Source organism: Escherichia sp. HH091_1A (assembly GCF_030295175.1).
GTDB lineage: Bacteria > Pseudomonadota > Gammaproteobacteria > Enterobacterales > Enterobacteriaceae > Escherichia > Escherichia coli_F.
The window spans coordinates 3,454,896-3,471,482 of sequence record NZ_AP025747.1; the positions used below are offsets into that span (position 1 = coordinate 3,454,896).

General features: G+C 52.5%; 19 protein-coding genes and 1 CRISPR repeat array. Of the genes, 2 read left to right on the forward strand and 17 right to left on the reverse strand.

Going from position 1 to position 16,587, the window contains the following annotated elements; translation table 11 throughout:
* Positions 1–30: 30 nt before the first annotated feature.
* Positions 31–438, forward strand: a complete 408-nt coding sequence (locus QUF14_RS17470; protein WP_001208080.1) for a MarR family winged helix-turn-helix transcriptional regulator — start codon at positions 31–33, stop codon at positions 436–438.
* Between the two features lie 120 nt (positions 439–558).
* Here the strand turns inward: QUF14_RS17470 and rpoS are convergent, their stop codons facing one another.
* From rpoS to cysD, 12 genes are all read right to left on the reverse strand, one after another.
* The gene (gene rpoS / locus QUF14_RS17475) at positions 559–1,551 is read right to left on the reverse strand and encodes an RNA polymerase sigma factor RpoS (protein WP_000081550.1); all 993 of its coding nucleotides are present in this window, start codon (positions 1,549–1,551) and stop codon (positions 559–561) included.
* A gap of 62 nt (positions 1,552–1,613) precedes the next feature.
* Positions 1,614–2,708 carry a murein hydrolase activator NlpD gene (gene nlpD, locus QUF14_RS17480; RefSeq protein ID WP_337459506.1) on the reverse strand — a complete coding sequence of 365 codons (1,095 nt, stop codon included), beginning with the start codon at positions 2,706–2,708 and terminating at the stop codon, positions 1,614–1,616.
* A gap of 184 nt (positions 2,709–2,892) precedes the next feature.
* A complete protein-coding gene (gene pcm, locus QUF14_RS17485; protein ID WP_000254708.1) occupies positions 2,893–3,519 on the reverse strand; it encodes a protein-L-isoaspartate O-methyltransferase in 627 nt (208 codons plus the stop codon).
* Complete coding sequence (surE, locus tag QUF14_RS17490; RefSeq protein ID WP_001295182.1) at positions 3,513–4,274, reverse strand: 5'/3'-nucleotidase SurE; 762 nt, start codon at positions 4,272–4,274, stop codon at positions 3,513–3,515. Before surE ends, pcm begins: the two co-directional genes overlap by 7 nt.
* Positions 4,255–5,304, reverse strand: coding sequence for a tRNA pseudouridine(13) synthase TruD (gene truD / locus QUF14_RS17495; protein ID WP_000568917.1), 1,050 nt, complete (start codon positions 5,302–5,304; stop codon positions 4,255–4,257). Before truD ends, surE begins: the two co-directional genes overlap by 20 nt.
* Complete coding sequence (gene ispF / locus QUF14_RS17500; RefSeq protein WP_001219246.1) at positions 5,301–5,780, reverse strand: 2-C-methyl-D-erythritol 2,4-cyclodiphosphate synthase; 480 nt, start codon at positions 5,778–5,780, stop codon at positions 5,301–5,303. The genes truD and ispF overlap by 4 nt, the downstream gene beginning before the upstream one ends.
* Complete coding sequence (gene ispD, locus QUF14_RS17505; protein WP_000246156.1) at positions 5,780–6,490, reverse strand: 2-C-methyl-D-erythritol 4-phosphate cytidylyltransferase; 711 nt, start codon at positions 6,488–6,490, stop codon at positions 5,780–5,782. Before ispD ends, ispF begins: the two co-directional genes overlap by 1 nt.
* Before the next feature lie 18 nt (positions 6,491–6,508).
* Positions 6,509–6,820 carry a cell division protein FtsB gene (gene ftsB, locus QUF14_RS17510; protein ID WP_000517476.1) on the reverse strand — a complete coding sequence of 104 codons (312 nt, stop codon included), beginning with the start codon at positions 6,818–6,820 and terminating at the stop codon, positions 6,509–6,511.
* A 193-nt stretch (positions 6,821–7,013) separates the two neighbouring features.
* Positions 7,014–7,337, reverse strand: a complete 324-nt coding sequence (locus QUF14_RS17515) for a DUF3561 family protein (RefSeq protein ID WP_001246104.1) — start codon at positions 7,335–7,337, stop codon at positions 7,014–7,016.
* Between the two features lie 49 nt (positions 7,338–7,386).
* Positions 7,387–7,992: an adenylyl-sulfate kinase gene (gene cysC / locus QUF14_RS17520; RefSeq protein ID WP_001173654.1), complete on the reverse strand. Its 606-nt coding sequence runs from the start codon at positions 7,990–7,992 to the stop codon at positions 7,387–7,389.
* Positions 7,992–9,419, reverse strand: a complete 1,428-nt coding sequence (gene cysN / locus QUF14_RS17525) for a sulfate adenylyltransferase subunit CysN (RefSeq protein ID WP_001090338.1) — start codon at positions 9,417–9,419, stop codon at positions 7,992–7,994. Before cysN ends, cysC begins: the two co-directional genes overlap by 1 nt.
* 1 nt (position 9,420) lies before the next feature.
* Positions 9,421–10,329 carry a sulfate adenylyltransferase subunit CysD gene (cysD, locus tag QUF14_RS17530; RefSeq protein ID WP_000372392.1) on the reverse strand — a complete coding sequence of 303 codons (909 nt, stop codon included), beginning with the start codon at positions 10,327–10,329 and terminating at the stop codon, positions 9,421–9,423.
* A gap of 251 nt (positions 10,330–10,580) precedes the next feature.
* On the opposite strand from cysD, the gene iap reads away from it, so the two are divergent.
* Complete coding sequence (gene iap, locus QUF14_RS17535) at positions 10,581–11,618, forward strand: alkaline phosphatase isozyme conversion aminopeptidase (RefSeq protein ID WP_000490406.1); 1,038 nt, start codon at positions 10,581–10,583, stop codon at positions 11,616–11,618.
* Between the two features lie 82 nt (positions 11,619–11,700).
* A CRISPR array of direct repeats spans positions 11,701–12,827; the repeat unit is 29 nt; unit sequence CGGTTTATCCCCGCTGGCGCGGGGAACAC.
* A gap of 96 nt (positions 12,828–12,923) precedes the next feature.
* Here the strand turns inward: iap and cas2e are convergent.
* From cas2e to cas7e, 5 genes are read right to left on the reverse strand one after another with little or no spacing between them, the layout of a single operon-like run.
* Positions 12,924–13,217 (reverse strand): type I-E CRISPR-associated endoribonuclease Cas2e, encoded by a 294-nt coding sequence (cas2e, locus tag QUF14_RS17540; RefSeq protein WP_000063171.1) that lies wholly within the window; start codon positions 13,215–13,217, stop codon positions 12,924–12,926.
* The gene (gene cas1e, locus QUF14_RS17545; protein ID WP_000144850.1) at positions 13,214–14,137 is read right to left on the reverse strand and encodes a type I-E CRISPR-associated endonuclease Cas1e; all 924 of its coding nucleotides are present in this window, start codon (positions 14,135–14,137) and stop codon (positions 13,214–13,216) included. Before cas1e ends, cas2e begins: the two co-directional genes overlap by 4 nt.
* On the reverse strand, positions 14,134–14,784 hold the full coding sequence (gene cas6e, locus QUF14_RS17550; RefSeq protein WP_000281466.1) for a type I-E CRISPR-associated protein Cas6/Cse3/CasE: 651 nt from the start codon (positions 14,782–14,784) through the stop codon (positions 14,134–14,136). The genes cas1e and cas6e overlap by 4 nt, the downstream gene beginning before the upstream one ends.
* Entirely contained in the window at positions 14,766–15,512 is a 747-nt protein-coding gene (gene cas5e, locus QUF14_RS17555) for a type I-E CRISPR-associated protein Cas5/CasD (RefSeq protein WP_000085043.1), read from the reverse strand. Before cas5e ends, cas6e begins: the two co-directional genes overlap by 19 nt.
* Positions 15,513–15,522: 10 nt before the next feature.
* Positions 15,523–16,578, reverse strand: coding sequence for a type I-E CRISPR-associated protein Cas7/Cse4/CasC (gene cas7e, locus QUF14_RS17560; protein ID WP_100733708.1), 1,056 nt, complete (start codon positions 16,576–16,578; stop codon positions 15,523–15,525).
* Positions 16,579–16,587: the final 9 nt, after the last annotated feature.

A 16,587-nucleotide genomic window follows, 5' to 3' on the forward strand; every position in this document is an offset into this window, starting at 1 on the left:
ATAGCGACAGAGAATTAGCCCGGAGTTTACATGGCGTTACGAAATAAAGCGTTCCATCAGTTACGACAGCTTTTTCAGCAGCATACGGCCCGCTGGCAGCACGAGTTACCTGACCTGACCAAACCACAGTACGCGGTGATGCGCGCCATTGCTGATAAACCTGGTATCGAACAGGTGGCACTGATGGAAGCAGCCGTCAGCACCAAAGCAACGCTGGCAGAAATGTTGGCAAGAATGGAAAATCGTGGCTTAGTCAGACGTGAACATGACACCGCTGATAAGCGGCGACGCTTTGTCTGGCTGACTGCCGAAGGAGAAAAGGTACTTGCTGCGGCGATACCGATTGGCGACAGTGTGGATGAGGAATTTTTGGGGCGTTTGAGTGGAGAAGAGCAGGAGCTGTTTATGCAGCTGGTGCGCAAGATGATGAGCAAATAGGATGTTGATTGCCGGATGGGACGCTGACGTGTCTTATCCAGGCGACGAAACACACCAACTCCCCATACAAAAGAAAATGGCCAGCCTCATAAGAGACTGGCCTTTCTGACAGATGCTTACTTATTCGCGGAACAGCGCTTCGATATTCAGCCCCTGCGTTTGCAGGATTTCGCGCAAACGGCGCAGGCCTTCAACCTGAATCTGGCGAACACGTTCACGGGTGAGGCCAATTTCACGACCTACATCTTCCAGTGTTGCCGCTTCGTACCCCAGCAAACCGAATCGACGTGCCAGCACTTCACGCTGTTTGGCGTTCAGTTCGAACAGCCATTTGACGATGCTTTGTTTCATATCGTCATCTTGCGTGGTATCTTCCGGGCCGTTTTCTTTTTCATCGGCCAGGATGTCCAGCAACGCTTTTTCGGAATCTCCACCCAGCGGGGTGTCTACCGAGGTAATGCGCTCGTTAAGACGAAGCATACGGCTGACGTCATCAACTGGCTTATCCAGCTGCTCTGCGATCTCTTCCGCACTTGGTTCGTGGTCCAGCTTATGGGACAACTCACGTGCGGTTCGCAGGTAAACGTTCAGCTCCTTTACGATGTGAATCGGCAAACGAATAGTACGGGTTTGGTTCATAATCGCCCGTTCGATCGTTTGGCGAATCCACCAGGTTGCGTATGTTGAGAAGCGGAAACCACGTTCCGGGTCAAACTTCTCTACCGCGCGGATCAGCCCCAGGTTGCCCTCTTCGATAAGATCCAGCAAAGCCAGACCACGATTGCCATAACGGCGGGCAATTTTTACCACCAGACGCAAGTTACTCTCGATCATCCGGCGGCGGGAGGCAACATCTCCTCGCAGTGCGCGACGCGCAAAATAAACTTCTTCTTCGGCCGTTAACAGTGGTGAATAACCAATCTCACCAAGGTAAAGCTGAGTCGCGTCCAACACACGCTGTGTGGCCCCTTGCGATAACAGTTCCTCTTCGGCCAAATCGTTATCACTGGGTTCCTCTTCTACTAAGGCCTTTTCGTCAAAAACCTCAACTCCGTTCTCATCAAATTCCGCATCTTCATTTAAATCATGAACTTTCAGCGTATTCTGACTCATAAGGTGGCTCCTACCCGTGATCCCTTGACGGAACATTCAAGCAAAAGCCTGGTTCCGCCGATTTATCGCTGCGGCAAATAACGCAGCGGGTTTACGGATTTCCCCTTGTAACGAATTTCAAAATGCAAGCGTGTTGAACTGGTTCCGGTGCTACCCATGGTTGCTATTTTTTGCCCCGCCTTCACTTCTTGTTGTTCCCGGACCAGCATTGTGTCGTTATGGGCGTAGGCACTCAGGTAATCATCATTATGTTTGATGATAATCAGATTACCGTAGCCGCGCAGCGCGTTACCGGCATAAACAACGCGGCCATCTGCGGTCGCGATAATTGCCTGTCCTTTGCTGCCTGCGATATCAATCCCCTTGTTGCCCCCCTCAGAAGCGCCAAAGGTTTCGATCACTTTGCCCTCAGTCGGCCAGCGCCAGGTGGAGATAGGCGTACTGGTTGATGTACTGCTGACAGTCGGCTCGGTTGTGCTTGCTGTTGGTACCGTTACAGGCGCTGTGACCGTGGTCCCAGTTGGCTTGTTGTTCGGCAACATTTTGTTAGCACTCTGTTCACCCGAAGACTCAGAATACGTAATTGTCGGTTGCGACGCAACAGCAACGGTGGAATTTTGTGCAGGCTTGATCACAACTCCTTGCTCTGCTGCGTCGGCCTGGGTAATGGCATTTCCGCCAGTGATTGGCGTACCGGAAGCATTACCCACCTGTAAGGTCTGACCTACATTCAGCGCGTATGGTGCCTGAATATTGTTGCGCTGAGCAAGGTCACGGAAATCATTGCCAGTAATCCAGGCGATATAGAAAAGTGTGTCGCCTTTTTTCACGGTGTATGTACTGCCGCTATAACTGCCTTTCGGAATGTTCCCATACTGACGGTTGTAGACGATGCGTCCGTTTTCCATCTGTACCGGCGGCTGAGCAACTGGCTGCACCGGCTGGATTTGCGGTTGTTGTGCAGATTGAATTTGTGGCTGCTGTACCGGCTGAATTTGCGGTTGCTGCGTTGTAGACGTCGTCCCCATTTTCGGCGGCGGCGTAATCAACATACCAGAATTGGTGTTTGCAGACGCATTGCCATTAACGGAGCTGACCGGTGCCGGTGGATTTGAAGTGTCAGAACAGCCTGCCAGCCATAGCGAAACCAGTGACAAAGCCGCAATGCGGCGAACGGTGAATTTTGGGCTTCCCGCGCTCATTTATCCCCCAAGAAAAATTGGTTAATAACCAGTGACATAATTACCGTGCAAGGCACCATACTGAACACTGGAAAAGATGTTCACGATACGCTGACCTGCGGCAAAATAACCAGGAAAAATCCAGGTATTTCCTCACGTTTTAAGCCAGCTCACCCTTCACTAAAGGGACAAAGCGCACGGCCTCCACGGTATCGATAATAAATTCGCCTCCCCGACGACGCACCCGTTTCAAATACTGGTGCTCCTCCCCTACGGGTAAGACGAGAATCCCGCCTTCGTCCAGCTGCGTCATTAGCGCAGTTGGAATTTCCGGCGGTGCCGCCGTAACAATGATAGCGTCAAACGGCGCACGTGCCTGCCAACCTTGCCATCCATCGCCATGACGGGTTGAAACATTATGTAAATCAAGGTTTTTCAGGCGGCGACGCGCCTGCCACTGCAAGCCTTTAATACGTTCAACCGAGCAAACATGCTGAACAAGATGCGCCAGAATTGCCGTTTGATATCCCGAACCGGTGCCAATTTCCAGCACCCGCGACTGCGGCGTCAGCTCGAGTAATTCGGTCATTCGCGCCACCATATACGGCTGCGAAATTGTCTGCCCCTGACCTATCGGCAAGGCGATATTGTCCCAGGCTTTTTGTTCAAACGCTTCATCAACGAATTTTTCACGCGGCACGGCGGCAAGTGCATTCAGCACCTGCTCATCCTGAATACCTTGCGCACGTAATTGATCCAGAAGTGCTTGTACGCGTCTGCTTACCATTGCGTGCCAACTCCCACGCTGTTTAACCAGTCTGAAACCACATCTTGCGCGCTATGCGCAGTTAAATCCACATGCAGCGGCGTGATAGAGACATAGCCCTCATCGACCGCAGCAAAATCGGTCCCCGGACCGGCATCGCACTTACCACCCGGCGGGCCAATCCAGTACAGCGTATTGCCGCGCGGATCTTGCTGCGGGATCACCTGATCTGCCGGATGTCGGGTACCGCAGCGCGTCACGCGAATACCTTTGATTTGATCCAACGGTAAATCCGGTACGTTAATATTGAGAATACGCCCGGTGCGCAACGGCTCTTTACACAGAGCTCGCAAAATGGAACAGGTTACCGCCGCGGCAGTGTCGTAATGTTTATGCCCGTCAAGCGAGACAGCAAGCGCCGGAAAGCCTAAATGACGGCCCTCCATCGCGGCGGCTACCGTACCGGAATAGATAACATCATCCCCCAGATTCGGCCCGGCGTTAATCCCCGACACAACAATGTCCGGGCGCGGACGCATCAGAGCATTCACGCCAAGATAGACGCAATCGGTCGGGGTTCCCATTTGCACAGCAATATCACCATTTTCAAAGGTAAACGTGCGCAAGGAGGATTCCAGTGTCAGAGAATTTGAAGCGCCGCTGCGGTTACGATCGGGGGCGACCACCTGAACGTCAGCAAACTCACGCAAGGCTTTCGCCAGCGTTTGTATACCGGGTGCATGTACCCCGTCATCATTACTCAGCAATATGCGCATAATCACCTGTTGTGTTGATAAGTTCCCTGACAACGCTGGTCGCAAAACTGCCTGCCGGAAGCCAGAAACGGATTTCTACGGTGACGTCATCCCACCAGTTCCAGCTTAATTGTTGCGGATACAGCAGCATCGCTCTGCGCGCGGCTTCAACTTTTTCGCGCACCAGTAAGGCTTGTAATTCAGTTTCTTCGGCGACAGCTGCTTGTTCGAATGCCAGCGCTTCACGCTGAGTTCCCCATTCGCCACTGCCCGGCAATGCAGCAGTAATCATCAGCTCTTTATCGTTGACGCGACGCTGTAATTCCGCCAGTTCTTCATTGGAGGCAACAAACCAGCTGCCACGTCCGGCTAATTGTAGCGCATCGCCGTCAACAACTTGATTAACGTCTGCTTTTTTGAGGCGCTCAGCAACAATCTGATTAAACAACGCACTGCGGGCTGCCGACAACCAAAAACTCCGTTTATTGCGATCACGCACCGGAGTATTGGTTTGCGCCCAGCGCAGCGCACCCTGCAAGTTGCTACCGCCAATCCCAAAACGTTGGGCACCAAAGTAGTTCGGTACACCTTTTACGCAAATATCGATCAGACGTTGTTCAACGTCATCACGATTGCTCACTTCGCGCAGAACCAGGGTAAAAGCGTTACCTTTCAGCGCCCCTAAACGCAGCTTACGCTTGTGCCGCGCATACTCCAGCACCTGACAACCTTCCAGTTGAAAAGCACTGAGATCGGGCATCTCTTTGCCTGGCACGCGAGCGCATAACCACTGTTCCGTAACAGCATGTTTGTCTTTTTGCCCAGCGAAGCTGACTTCACGGGCATGAATTTTCAGGAATTTCGCCAGTGCATCCGCCACAAAACGGGTATTACAGCCGTTTTTGAGGATTCTAACCAGAATATGCTCACCTTCACCATCAGGCTCAAAGCCCAAATCTTCCACCACCACAAAGTCTTCCGGATTGGCTTTCAGCAGCCCGGTACCTTGCGGTTTACCGTGGAGGTAAGTGAGATTATCAAACTCAATCATTTTGTTGCCTTAATGAGTAGCGCCACCGCTTCACAGGCAATCCCTTCCCCACGCCCGGTAAATCCTAATTTTTCCGTAGTAGTGGCTTTCACGTTAACATCATCCATATGGCAGCCGAGATCTTCGGCAATAAACACGCGCATTTGTGGAATATGCGGCAACATCTTCGGTGCCTGAGCGATGATAGTGACATCGACGTTACCGAGGGTATACCCCTTCGCCTGAATACGACGCCAAGCTTCGCGCAGCAATTCGCGGCTGTCGGCCCCTTTAAATGATGGATCGGTATCCGGGAACAGCTTGCCGATATCCCCCAACGCCGCTGCACCAAGCAATGCATCGGTCAGTGCATGTAACGCCACGTCGCCATCAGAATGCGCCAGCAACCCTTTTTCGTAAGGAATGCGTACGCCACCAATGATAATTGGGCCTTCACCGCCAAAGGCGTGTACGTCAAAACCGTGTCCAATTCGCATTATGTATTCTCCTGATGGATGGTTCGGGTGAGGTAAAACTCGGCCAGTGCCAAATCTTCCGGACGCGTGACTTTAATGTTATCCGCGCGGCCTTCGACCAACTGCGGATGGAATCCGCAATATTCCAGCGCCGAGGCTTCGTCGGTAATAGTCGCACCTTCATTTAAAGCGCGCGTCAGACAGTCATGTAACAGCTCACGAGGGAAAAATTGCGGCGTCAGCGCGTGCCATAAGCCGTTGCGATCAACGGTATGAGCAATGGCATTTTTGCCAGGTTCGGCACGTTTCATGGTATCGCGCACCGGTACGGCGAGGATCCCCCCTGTGCGACTGGTTTCGCTCAACGCCAACAATCGCGCAAGGTCATCCTGATGCAGACAAGGACGAGCGGCGTCATGCACCAATACCCACTGCGCGCCGTCAGCGGCTTTCAGACCTGCCAGCACGGAATCGGCACGCTCATTACCGCCATCTACAACGGTGATTTGCGGATGATTCGCCAGAGGAAGTTGTGCAAAGCGGCTATCGCCAGGACTTATGGCAATGACGACACGAGTCACCCGGGGATGCGCCAGCAGCGCATGCACCGAGTGTTCAAGAATGGTTTGATTACCGATTGAGAGATATTGCTTAGGACATTCCGTTTGCATTCGACGGCCAAATCCGGCCGCCGGAACCACGGCGCAAACATCCAAATGAGTGGTTGCCATGTTAATTCCTGGGCTGATTTATCGATTGTTTTGCCCCGCAGACTGTGCGCGCTTCGACGCGTCAGGCACCAGACGATAAAAAGTTTCGCCCGGCCTGGTCATGCTGAGTTCATTACGCGCACGCTCTTCGAGCGCCTCCTGGCCGCCATTGAGATCGTCAATTTCGGCAAAAAGTTGATCGTTTCGCGCTTTAAGTTTCGCGTTTGTAGCTTGCTGTGCCGCCACATCATCATTGACGCGGGTATAGTCATGTATACCGTTCTTACCGAACCACAGCGAATACTGTAGCCAGACCAGAATAGCCAGCAACAGCAGCGTTAGTTTACCCATCCTGCCCCCTGAAAAACGGCATCATCATCCCATGCATCCGAAGACGACTCTACATCCTCTGTTGGGGATACCGCGACAACGCGGGCAAATGTACCACATTTGTCCATTGTTACGTATACCCAGGGCGTGCAGAACATAATCTCATTATTCGTTACGGTTTGAATTATGAACAGAGGAGACGGGAAAGTACAAATTAGCCCAGTAGCCACATAAACAGTGCGCCAAACATAATGCCGACTGTCACCAGGGTGAAAACAATACTGTAGCGTAGCTTTCCGTCCATCAATGAATGCAGCGCAATCCCCACCACCACCGCGACAGGCATCAGTGCCAGAAAGAAAGGCCAGGTGTAGATAAAGAAGAACAGCGTGTTAGAGCCATAAATCAACATCGGCATCGCCAGCGCAAATAACCAGGAGATAAAACCGACCACGGCACCAGGCAGTGACCATGTGGTTTCTTCATCCTCAGTAAGGCTGTCGTTATTTGTTAGTGTAATGTTATGGCTATTACGCATATTTGATCCTGTAACTTTGACGGACCGGGCATGGAAACCCGGTGGTGTCTCAGGATCTGATAATATCGTTCTGTCTCAACAGATCTAATAATTGCTGTACCAAATTTGTTACTAATTGTTCACCATTGAGATGAATTTCTGCCAATTCAGGTGCTTCGTAAACGGAATCTATTCCCGTAAAGTTACGCAGTTCACCGGCACGTGCTTTCTTATATAAGCCTTTTGGATCGCGGGCCTCGCAAATCGCCAGCGGCGTATCGACAAACACTTCGATAAAACGCCCTTCTCCTACGCGTTCGCGAACCATCTGGCGTTCGGCGCGGTGGGGCGAGATAAACGCGGTCAGCACCACCAGTCCAGCTTCAACCATTAAATTCGCCACTTCACCGACGCGACGGATATTCTCTTTACGATCGGCATCGCTAAAACCGAGATCGCTGCATAAGCCGTGGCGGACGTTGTCGCCATCCAGCAAATACGTACTGACACCAAGGTTATGTAACGCCTCCTCCAGCGCCCCCGCGACGGTTGATTTACCGGAACCAGAGAGGCCGGTAAACCACAGCACAACACCACGATGACCGTGGTGCTGTTCGCGTTGTTGCGGAGTTACTGGGTGGCTATGCCAGACGACGTTTTCGTCATGCAGCGCCATTATTTATCTCCCAGTAAATCGCGCGCACCCCAGTGCGGGAAATGGCGGCGAACCAGGGCATTCAATTCCAGTTCGAATGCACTGAATTCAGATGGCGCAGCAGTTGCCTGGCTAACTGGTTCGTGCACCATACCGGCACCTACGGTCACATTACTCAGGCGATCGATAAAAATCAGCCCACCGGTAACCGGGTTTTGCTGATAACGATCTAACACCAGTGGCTCGTCAAAGGTGAGATCCACCAAACCAATGCCGTTCAGCGGCAGGTTTTCAACTTCGCGTTGGGTAAGGTTATTGATATCAACCTGATAGCGAATACCATCAACACGGGCACGCGTCTTCTTACCGGCAATTTTGATGTCGTAGCTTTGTCCAGGGGAAAGCGGCTGTTCCGCCATCCACACCACATCCACCGACGCGCTCTGCACTGCCGGTAGCGCTTCGTCTGCCGCCAGCAGCAGATCGCCACGGCTGATGTCGATCTCATCCGTCAGCACCAGGGTGATCGCTTCTCCGGCAAAGGCTTCTTCGCGATCGCCATCAAAGGTCACGATCCGCGCGACGTTTGATTCCACACCAGAGGGCAGCACTTTGACTCGTTGCCCGACTTCCACGCGACCGGATGCCAGCGTTCCGGCGTAGCCGCGAAAATCAAGATTCGGGCGGTTAACGTACTGCACCGGAAAGCGCATTGGCTGGGCATCCACCACTCGCTGTATCTCCACGGTTTCCAGTACTTCGAGTAGTGTCGGACCGCTGTACCACGGCATGCTTTCACTTTGCGAAGCCACGTTGTCGCCTTCCAGCGCGGAGAGCGGCACAAAGCGAATATCCAGATTACCCGGCAACTGCTCGGCAAAGGTCAGATAGTCTTCACGAATGCGGGTGAACGTCTCTTCGCTGTAATCCACCAGATCCATTTTGTTGATCGCCACGATCAGATGTTTGATACCCAACAGCGTGGAGATAAAACTGTGACGACGCGTTTGATCGAGCACGCCTTTACGGGCATCGATCAGTAAGATCGCCAGTTCGCATGTCGATGCGCCAGTCGCCATATTGCGGGTGTACTGCTCGTGCCCTGGGGTGTCGGCGATAATAAATTTACGCTTCTCGGTAGAGAAATAGCGGTAGGCCACATCAATAGTGATGCCCTGTTCGCGCTCAGCTTGCAGGCCGTCCACCAGCAGTGCCAGATCCAGCTTTTCGCCCTGGGTGCCGTGACGCTTACTGTCGTTATGCAGCGATGAGAGCTGATCTTCGTAGATTTGGCGGGTATCGTGTAGCAGGCGACCAATCAGGGTACTTTTGCCGTCATCGACGCTACCACAGGTCAGAAAACGCAGCAGGCTTTTATGTTGTTGCGCAATCATCCAGGCTTCAACGCCGCCTTCATTGGCAATTTGTTGTGCAAGTGCGGTGTTCATCTTAAAAATACCCCTGACGTTTTTTCAGCTCCATGGATCCCGCCTGGTCGCGGTCAATCACGCGCCCCTGACGTTCACTGGTGGTGGAAACCAGCATCTCTTCGATGATTTCCGGTAGTGTTTGCGCATTTGACTCCACCGCGCCGGTCAGCGGCCAGCAGCCCAGCGTACGGAAACGCACCATCCGTTTTTTAATCACTTCGCCCGGTTGCAGGTCGATACGGTTGTCATCAATCATCATCAACATACCGTCGCGTTCCAGAACCGGACGTTCAGCAGCGAGATACAGCGGGACAATGTCGATATTTTCCAGCCAGATGTATTGCCAGATATCCTGCTCGGTCCAGTTAGAGAGCGGGAAAACGCGGATACTTTCGCCTTTGTTAATTTGCCCGTTGTAGTTGTGCCACAGCTCCGGGCGCTGATTTTTCGGGTCCCAGCGATGGAAGCGGTCACGGAAAGAGTAGATTCGCTCCTTAGCGCGGGATTTCTCTTCGTCACGACGTGCGCCACCGAAGGCGGCATCAAAACCGTACTTGTTCAACGCCTGCTTCAAACCTTCGGTTTTCATAATATCGGTATGTTTTGCGCTGCCGTGTACGAATGGATTAATCCCCATCGCCACGCCTTCCGGGTTTTTATGCACCAGCAACTCGCAGCCATAGGCTTTAGCCGTACGATCGCGAAACTCATACATCTCGCGGAATTTCCAGCCAGTATCAACATGCAGCAGAGGGAAAGGCAGCGTACCCGGATAAAACGCCTTGCGCGCCAGATGCAGCATGACGCTGGAATCTTTACCGATAGAGTAGAGCATCACCGGATTTGAGAATTCTGCCGCCACCTCGCGAATAATGTGGATGCTTTCCGCCTCCAGTTGCCGCAGGTGAGTAAGTCGTTTTTGATCCATAACCGTTCCTTTGCAATACCGCTATTTTCTTGCCATCAGATGTTTCGACTATAGGGAGCGTAAGAGAACGAATGAAATTACCAATTAGAATGAGTAGTTCCTTAACGGAATAACGATTTGGCAAAGCTAATATCAAAAAGTGCTTAAGGCACCGGATTTCGGGCGTTTAGGAAGATTTGAAATTGTTTTAGCGCAGCGGCAGTTTCATACTATGGCGGTAAAAAAATTTGCATGGTATTTAAGGACTCACTATGTTTTCCGCATTGCGCCACCGTACCGCTGCCCTGGCGCTCGGCGTATGCTTTATTCTCCCCGTACACGCCTCGTCACCTAAACCTGGTGATTTTGCTAATACACAGGCACGACATATTGCTACTTTCTTTCCGGGACGCATGACCGGAACTCCTGCAGAAATGTTATCTGCCGATTATATTCGCCAACAGTTTCAACAGATGGGTTATCGCAGTGATATTCGGACATTTAATAGCCGATATATTTACACCGCCCGCGATAACCGCAAAAACTGGCACAACGTGACGGGAAGTACGGTGATTGCCGCTCATGAAGGCAAAGCGCCGCAGCAGATCATTATTATGGCGCATCTTGATACGTACGCTCCACTGAGCGATGCCGACGCCGATGCCAATCTCGGCGGGCTGACATTACAAGGAATGGATGATAACGCCGCAGGTTTAGGTGTCATGCTGGAACTGGCTGAACGTCTGAAAAATACGCCTACCGAGTATGGTATTCGTTTTGTGGCAACCAGTGGAGAAGAAGAAGGGAAATTAGGCGCTGAGAATTTACTCAAGCGCATGAGCGATACTGAAAAGAAAAATACGCTGCTGGTGATTAATCTCGATAACTTAATTGTTGGCGATAAATTGTATTTTAATAGTGGTGTAAATACACCAGAGGCTGTCAGGAAATTAACCCGTGATCGAGCGCTGGCAATTGCGCATAATCATGGGATTGCAGCGACAACAAATCCAGGTTTGAATAAAAACTATCCGAAAGGCACTGGGTGTTGTAACGATGCAGAAGTTTTCGACAAAGCCGGTATTGCGGTACTTTCGGTGGAGGCGACCAACTGGAATCTTGGAAATAAGGATGGTTATCAGCAACGCGCAAAAACACCGGCCTTCCCGGCGGGAAATAGCTGGCATGATGTAAGGCTTGATAATCAACAGCATATTGATAAGGCGCTTCCTGGAAGAATAGAACGTCGCTGCCGTGACGTTATGCGGATAATGCTACCGCTGGTGAAGGAACTGGCGAAGGCGTCTTGATGAGCTTGAAAATGGGAGCTGGGAGTTCCCCCGCTGACGCGGGGGAACTCAGTTATGGGTAACAGTACCCCAGAACCGAGAGCGGTTTATCCCCGCTGGCGCGGGAAACACATTTCCTCGCGTTGTTTGAATATCAGCCCGACCGGTTTATCCCCGCTGGCGCGGGGAACACTTAGCCAATACTATCGACAGCACCGGTGGGTTCGGTTTATCCCCGCTGGCGCGGGGAACACATGCTGATCGTCTGACCGGCCCCTTTATCGATCGGTTTATCCCCGCTGGCGCGGGGAACACCTCAGCACCGGGCGCTATTTCCGCCAATAGATCGGTTTATCCCCGCTGGCGCGGGGAACACGGTAGCGTGCGCGTTCTGGATAAAGACAGCGGCGGTTTATCCCCGCTGGCGCGGGGAACACCCATTCCCCATCCTTGATGTAGTCACTTGTGCCGGTTTATCCCCGCTGGCGCGGGGAACACTCCCGTTGCTCCCAGAACCACCGATGAAGCTCCGGTTTATCCCCGCTGGCGCGGGGAACACCCCCGGCGACGTAACTCAATACACAGGTGGTACGGTTTATCCCCGCTGGCGCGGGGAACACGAAATATGAATTCAGGAACACAAACAGGAAAGCGGTTTATCCCCGCTGGCGCGGGGAACACACAAAAACACAAAACTATTCACGCCTCTGATACGGTTTATCCCCGCTGGCGCGGGGAACACGTACCAGCCCAATTGAGCATCGGGAACGCTGGCGGTTTATCCCCGCTGGCGCGGGGAACACCTGTTTGCGCTGTTTTTTGTGCGTCAGGCACTCGGTTTATCCCCGCTGGCGCGGGGAACACGTTACAGGGCGTAGTAGAGAAGGGCGGTGAACTGGTTTATCCCCGCTGGCGCGGGGAACACGTTAAATACATAAAAAGGGAGCCATCCGGCCCCGGTTTATCCCCGCTGGCGCGGGGAACACGTAAAGCAATTTTTTATTGTCGGCGGCGCAGCCGGTTTATCCCCGCTGGCGCGGGGAACACATTTGCAGATCCAGTCGGGAAAGTCTATTTTTCGGTTTATCCCCGCTGGCGCGGGGAACACTCATTTATTTACCCCGCCGCCACTGGTCTGTCCGGTTTATCCCCGCTGGCGCGGGGAACATGCTCCCCGCAACCGTCGTTTCTTACGACCGGGCGGTTTATCCCCGCTGGCGCGGGGAACACACTAAGCATACGTATCTGTTTTTAAACAATTTTATTCCACATCAACAATCTACCAACTAAATTCAAACATTTCCTTATTTTTAAAGAACGGGTAACTTATTGATTCTCAACAGGAAGAAACGAAACCAACCGTAACCCATCCAAATCCACCGGAATACGTCTGTTTTCACCCCAGGTCTGAAATTCAAAACCCGACTCGGTATTGGTCGCCCAGGCCATGACCACATTTCCGCAACCTGCCAGTTGGGAGATTTGCTGCCAGATCATCTCCCGAATACGTTTGGATGTATCACCAACATAAACACCAGCACGCACTTCCAGTAGCCAGATCGCGAGCCGTCCACGTAAGCGCGGCGGGACATTTTCTGTAACAACCACGACCATGCTCATCCGCTGCGCCCCCGGTGACCACTATCACCCAGCGTTTCAGGTTCCGGGATAGCTGGCGGTAACATATCCGGCGCGGGTTGTGGTGGTTCAATTTCACCGGCGGCAAGGACTTCCTCAATTAACGGGATTAATTTGCCCGTTAACTTAGTGCTACGGAAAATATCGCGACAGGCCAACCTGACTTCTTTATCTGGTTCTGCGGGTTGCCTCGCCGCTATTTCAAATGCCTTTGGCACAACCGTATCAAATTTAATGATATCGGCTATGTCATAAACAAATGAAAGCGGTTTGCCACCATGGATAAAACCAATAGCGGGCGCATATCCCGCGGCTAATACCGCCGCTTCAGATATACCGTACAGGCATGATGTGGCAGCACTGATGCAGCGATTCACAACATCGCCTTTTTCCCAGTCTTTAGGATCGTAGTTGCGACCATTCCATTTCACACCATATTGCTTCGCCAGTAATGCATAGGTCTGGCGTACTCGGGCTCCCTCAATTCCCCGTAGCTGCTCCACTGAACGGCGAGCTGGCGGTGGTTCACGAAAACGTAATTCATACATTTTGCGCACCACCTTCAACCGTAGATCTTCCGTTAAAGCCAGCTTTGCCTGGTAGAGTAATTTATCTGCCCGCGCCCCTCCGGGTTGTCCGGAGGAGTAAACGCGAACGCCCGCTTCACCAACCCAGACCAGCAGTGTCCCCACCGTGGCGGCCAGATGCACCGCCGCGTGGGAAACTCTCGTTCCTGGTTCGAGCATTATGCAAGCGACCGATCCCACCGGAATATGCGTGCGGATCCCTGTTTTGTCGATCAGCACGAAAGCGCCGTCCAGTACGTCGATCTGACCGTACTGGAGGAAGATCATGGAGGTGCGATCTTTTAACGGGATCGGACTCAGTGGTACAAACGTCACGCCTCTGCTCCGGGTTTGATTAACATCAGACCACAGCCGAACGCCCGGCTTTTGCCATACCCCAGGCAGAGACGTTGCAGAAATAACCCTGGCTCGGTGACCGTCAGCATCCCCGTATAATCCACGCTACTGAACTGGATCAGTTGCCGGGCATTTTCCCGCCGCAGTTGCTGTTGTCGGTAGGCATCGACCGAGGTATCCAGCAGTGTAAAACCACTTCTCTCTCCCTGCGCAGCCAGCCAGCCCAGCGCCGCCTGTTGTTGATGCAACCAGACATTTCTTCCTTCCGCCTGCCCCCTCACCTGCCGTTTCGCCTCCATCAGCAGATCGTGGCGCTTACCCGCTTTACAGACTGTTGGATTCGCTCGCAGGTTGAAAAAAAGGGATTGTCCGGTACGCAGCTCCGGCGCAAATGACCGGCATTCGATGGTGAACGTTTCACTTTCCTCCGGGCGTTCCTGCGACAGGACAAAAAAGCGAAACGCGCCCTGGAGTTCTTCCCGACGATAAAGAAATTGCCTTTCTTTGCCGCCAGGAAAAAGATCCCACAGCCACTGATGCATCACATATTCACCGCGATCCACCAGATGCAGTAACTGCGCAGGCGAAAGCTGGCCGGTATGTAAGGTTATTCTTGAGAGGTACATGGTTCCTCCTTGCTGAGCCACGGCCCCTGATTGACGGTGCGTTCCCCAAACAGCCACTGCTGACGATTTAAAGGAACATCCCGGCGGCGTAATATTTTGCTCGAGACCAGGCCATCGTGCTCCCCTTCCCACCAGCATTCATCCTGAAGTTTCGGGAGTGAGACTTTTAGTTCGTGGAAACGATCCTGATACTGTTGGTATGCGTTACGTAAGGCATCAGACGCGTTGCCTTCGAGCAGTAACGGCGCAAGGGGTAATGCCAGCGGATGGCTTTTTCGCCCCAGATAAAGCGGAAAAACCGGATGGCGTAAACCTTCCTGCAACTGTTCGAGGCTGTAAGGCGCATCAGCTGTTGTTGCCACGGCCACCATCCACCAGGCATCGGTGTAGTAGTCGCGCCGGGAGATAATCGCGCTTAGAAGATCAGGGTCGCTCAACTCTTCGCGACGGCTGAAATAACGCGCTTTACGCACCTCTTTTGGCATCTGGACCGTGTGATAATCCCGTGCCCAGCGCGGGTTACGGCTGGCGCAAACCACCAGTGAATAGTGGCGATTAAACGCGTTTAAGCATTCGGTGTCATCACGCCGTATCCCTAACCCGGCAGCCAGCAGCCCCAGCAATGCTGAACGCGAAGGCAGTTCATGGGTATGACGCACCTCACCGGGTGCATCAACGCCCCAGGATGCCATTGGCCCATGAAGCTGAAAAATCAGATATTGGCTCATAAGCCGCCCCTTACGCGCAGATAAAGTCCAGCACGTCCTTCATGCTTCCCTGTTTGTTCATCACGTCAAAACTTGCGCATTCGGTCTTCTGTTCGTAAACCGTATTCATGTTTTCGCGAAGCGTTGTAATACGCTGCACTGCCACATCTAACTGACGTGTGCCATTAATGGGTTCATAGAAAGCCGCCGCCAGAGAACGCGGTTGTTCGGTGCCTTTTTCTGCCAGCGCCCAGGAGGCGTAGGCACGGCTGGCAAAGCTGTTTTGTTTACCGGTTGGGGAAACTTTAAACGCTGCTTCCGTAAAGGCGCGCAGGGTCTGATTAGCTAATGCTTCGTCACCGCCGAGGTTTTCGACCAGCAGATCTTTATCAATGCAGATATAGGTGTAGAACAGCGCAGAACCAAACCCAGTTTCACCAAGATGCCCTGCACCAGCATCTTCAGAGGCCTGGCGCAAATCATCAACGGCGGTGAAAAAATCATCTTCGACAATCGTTTCACTGACACCAAACGCGTGCGCGACCTGACAGGCGGCTTCAACATTAAACTCGGGTTTATTCGCCAGCATACGACCAAACATGGCGATATCTACCGCCATACGATCTTTACGTAACAAAGCGAGATCGTCCTCTTTTGGCGCGCGCTTTTCTTCTGCCAGTTGATGGGCCAGCGCTTTTACGGCGTCAAATTCTGCAGGGCTGATATGGACGAGCTGTTCAGTTTCAGCGTTAGTGAGCGGATCTTTTGGTTTTTTGTCTTTTTTGGCTTTACCAAGATAATCGGCAATATCTGCCGCCCATTCGATGGCTTTTTTTTCTTCGATTCCTTTCTCAATCATGATAGTTGCTGCCTCGCGCGTGATACGCCCACTACGAATACCAATATGGCCCGCCAGCGCCTGTTCAAAAAGTGCAGAAGTGCGCCACGCACGTTTCAGACTTTGCGAGGAAACGCGCAGACGCGTTGCTCCACCCAGCACCACGGTTTTCGGCGCACCGGTGTCATCACGGTTAAGGTTGGCTGCAGGGTAAGCGGTTAACAAATGGAGCTGAATAAATGTCGTCATGAGATAGTC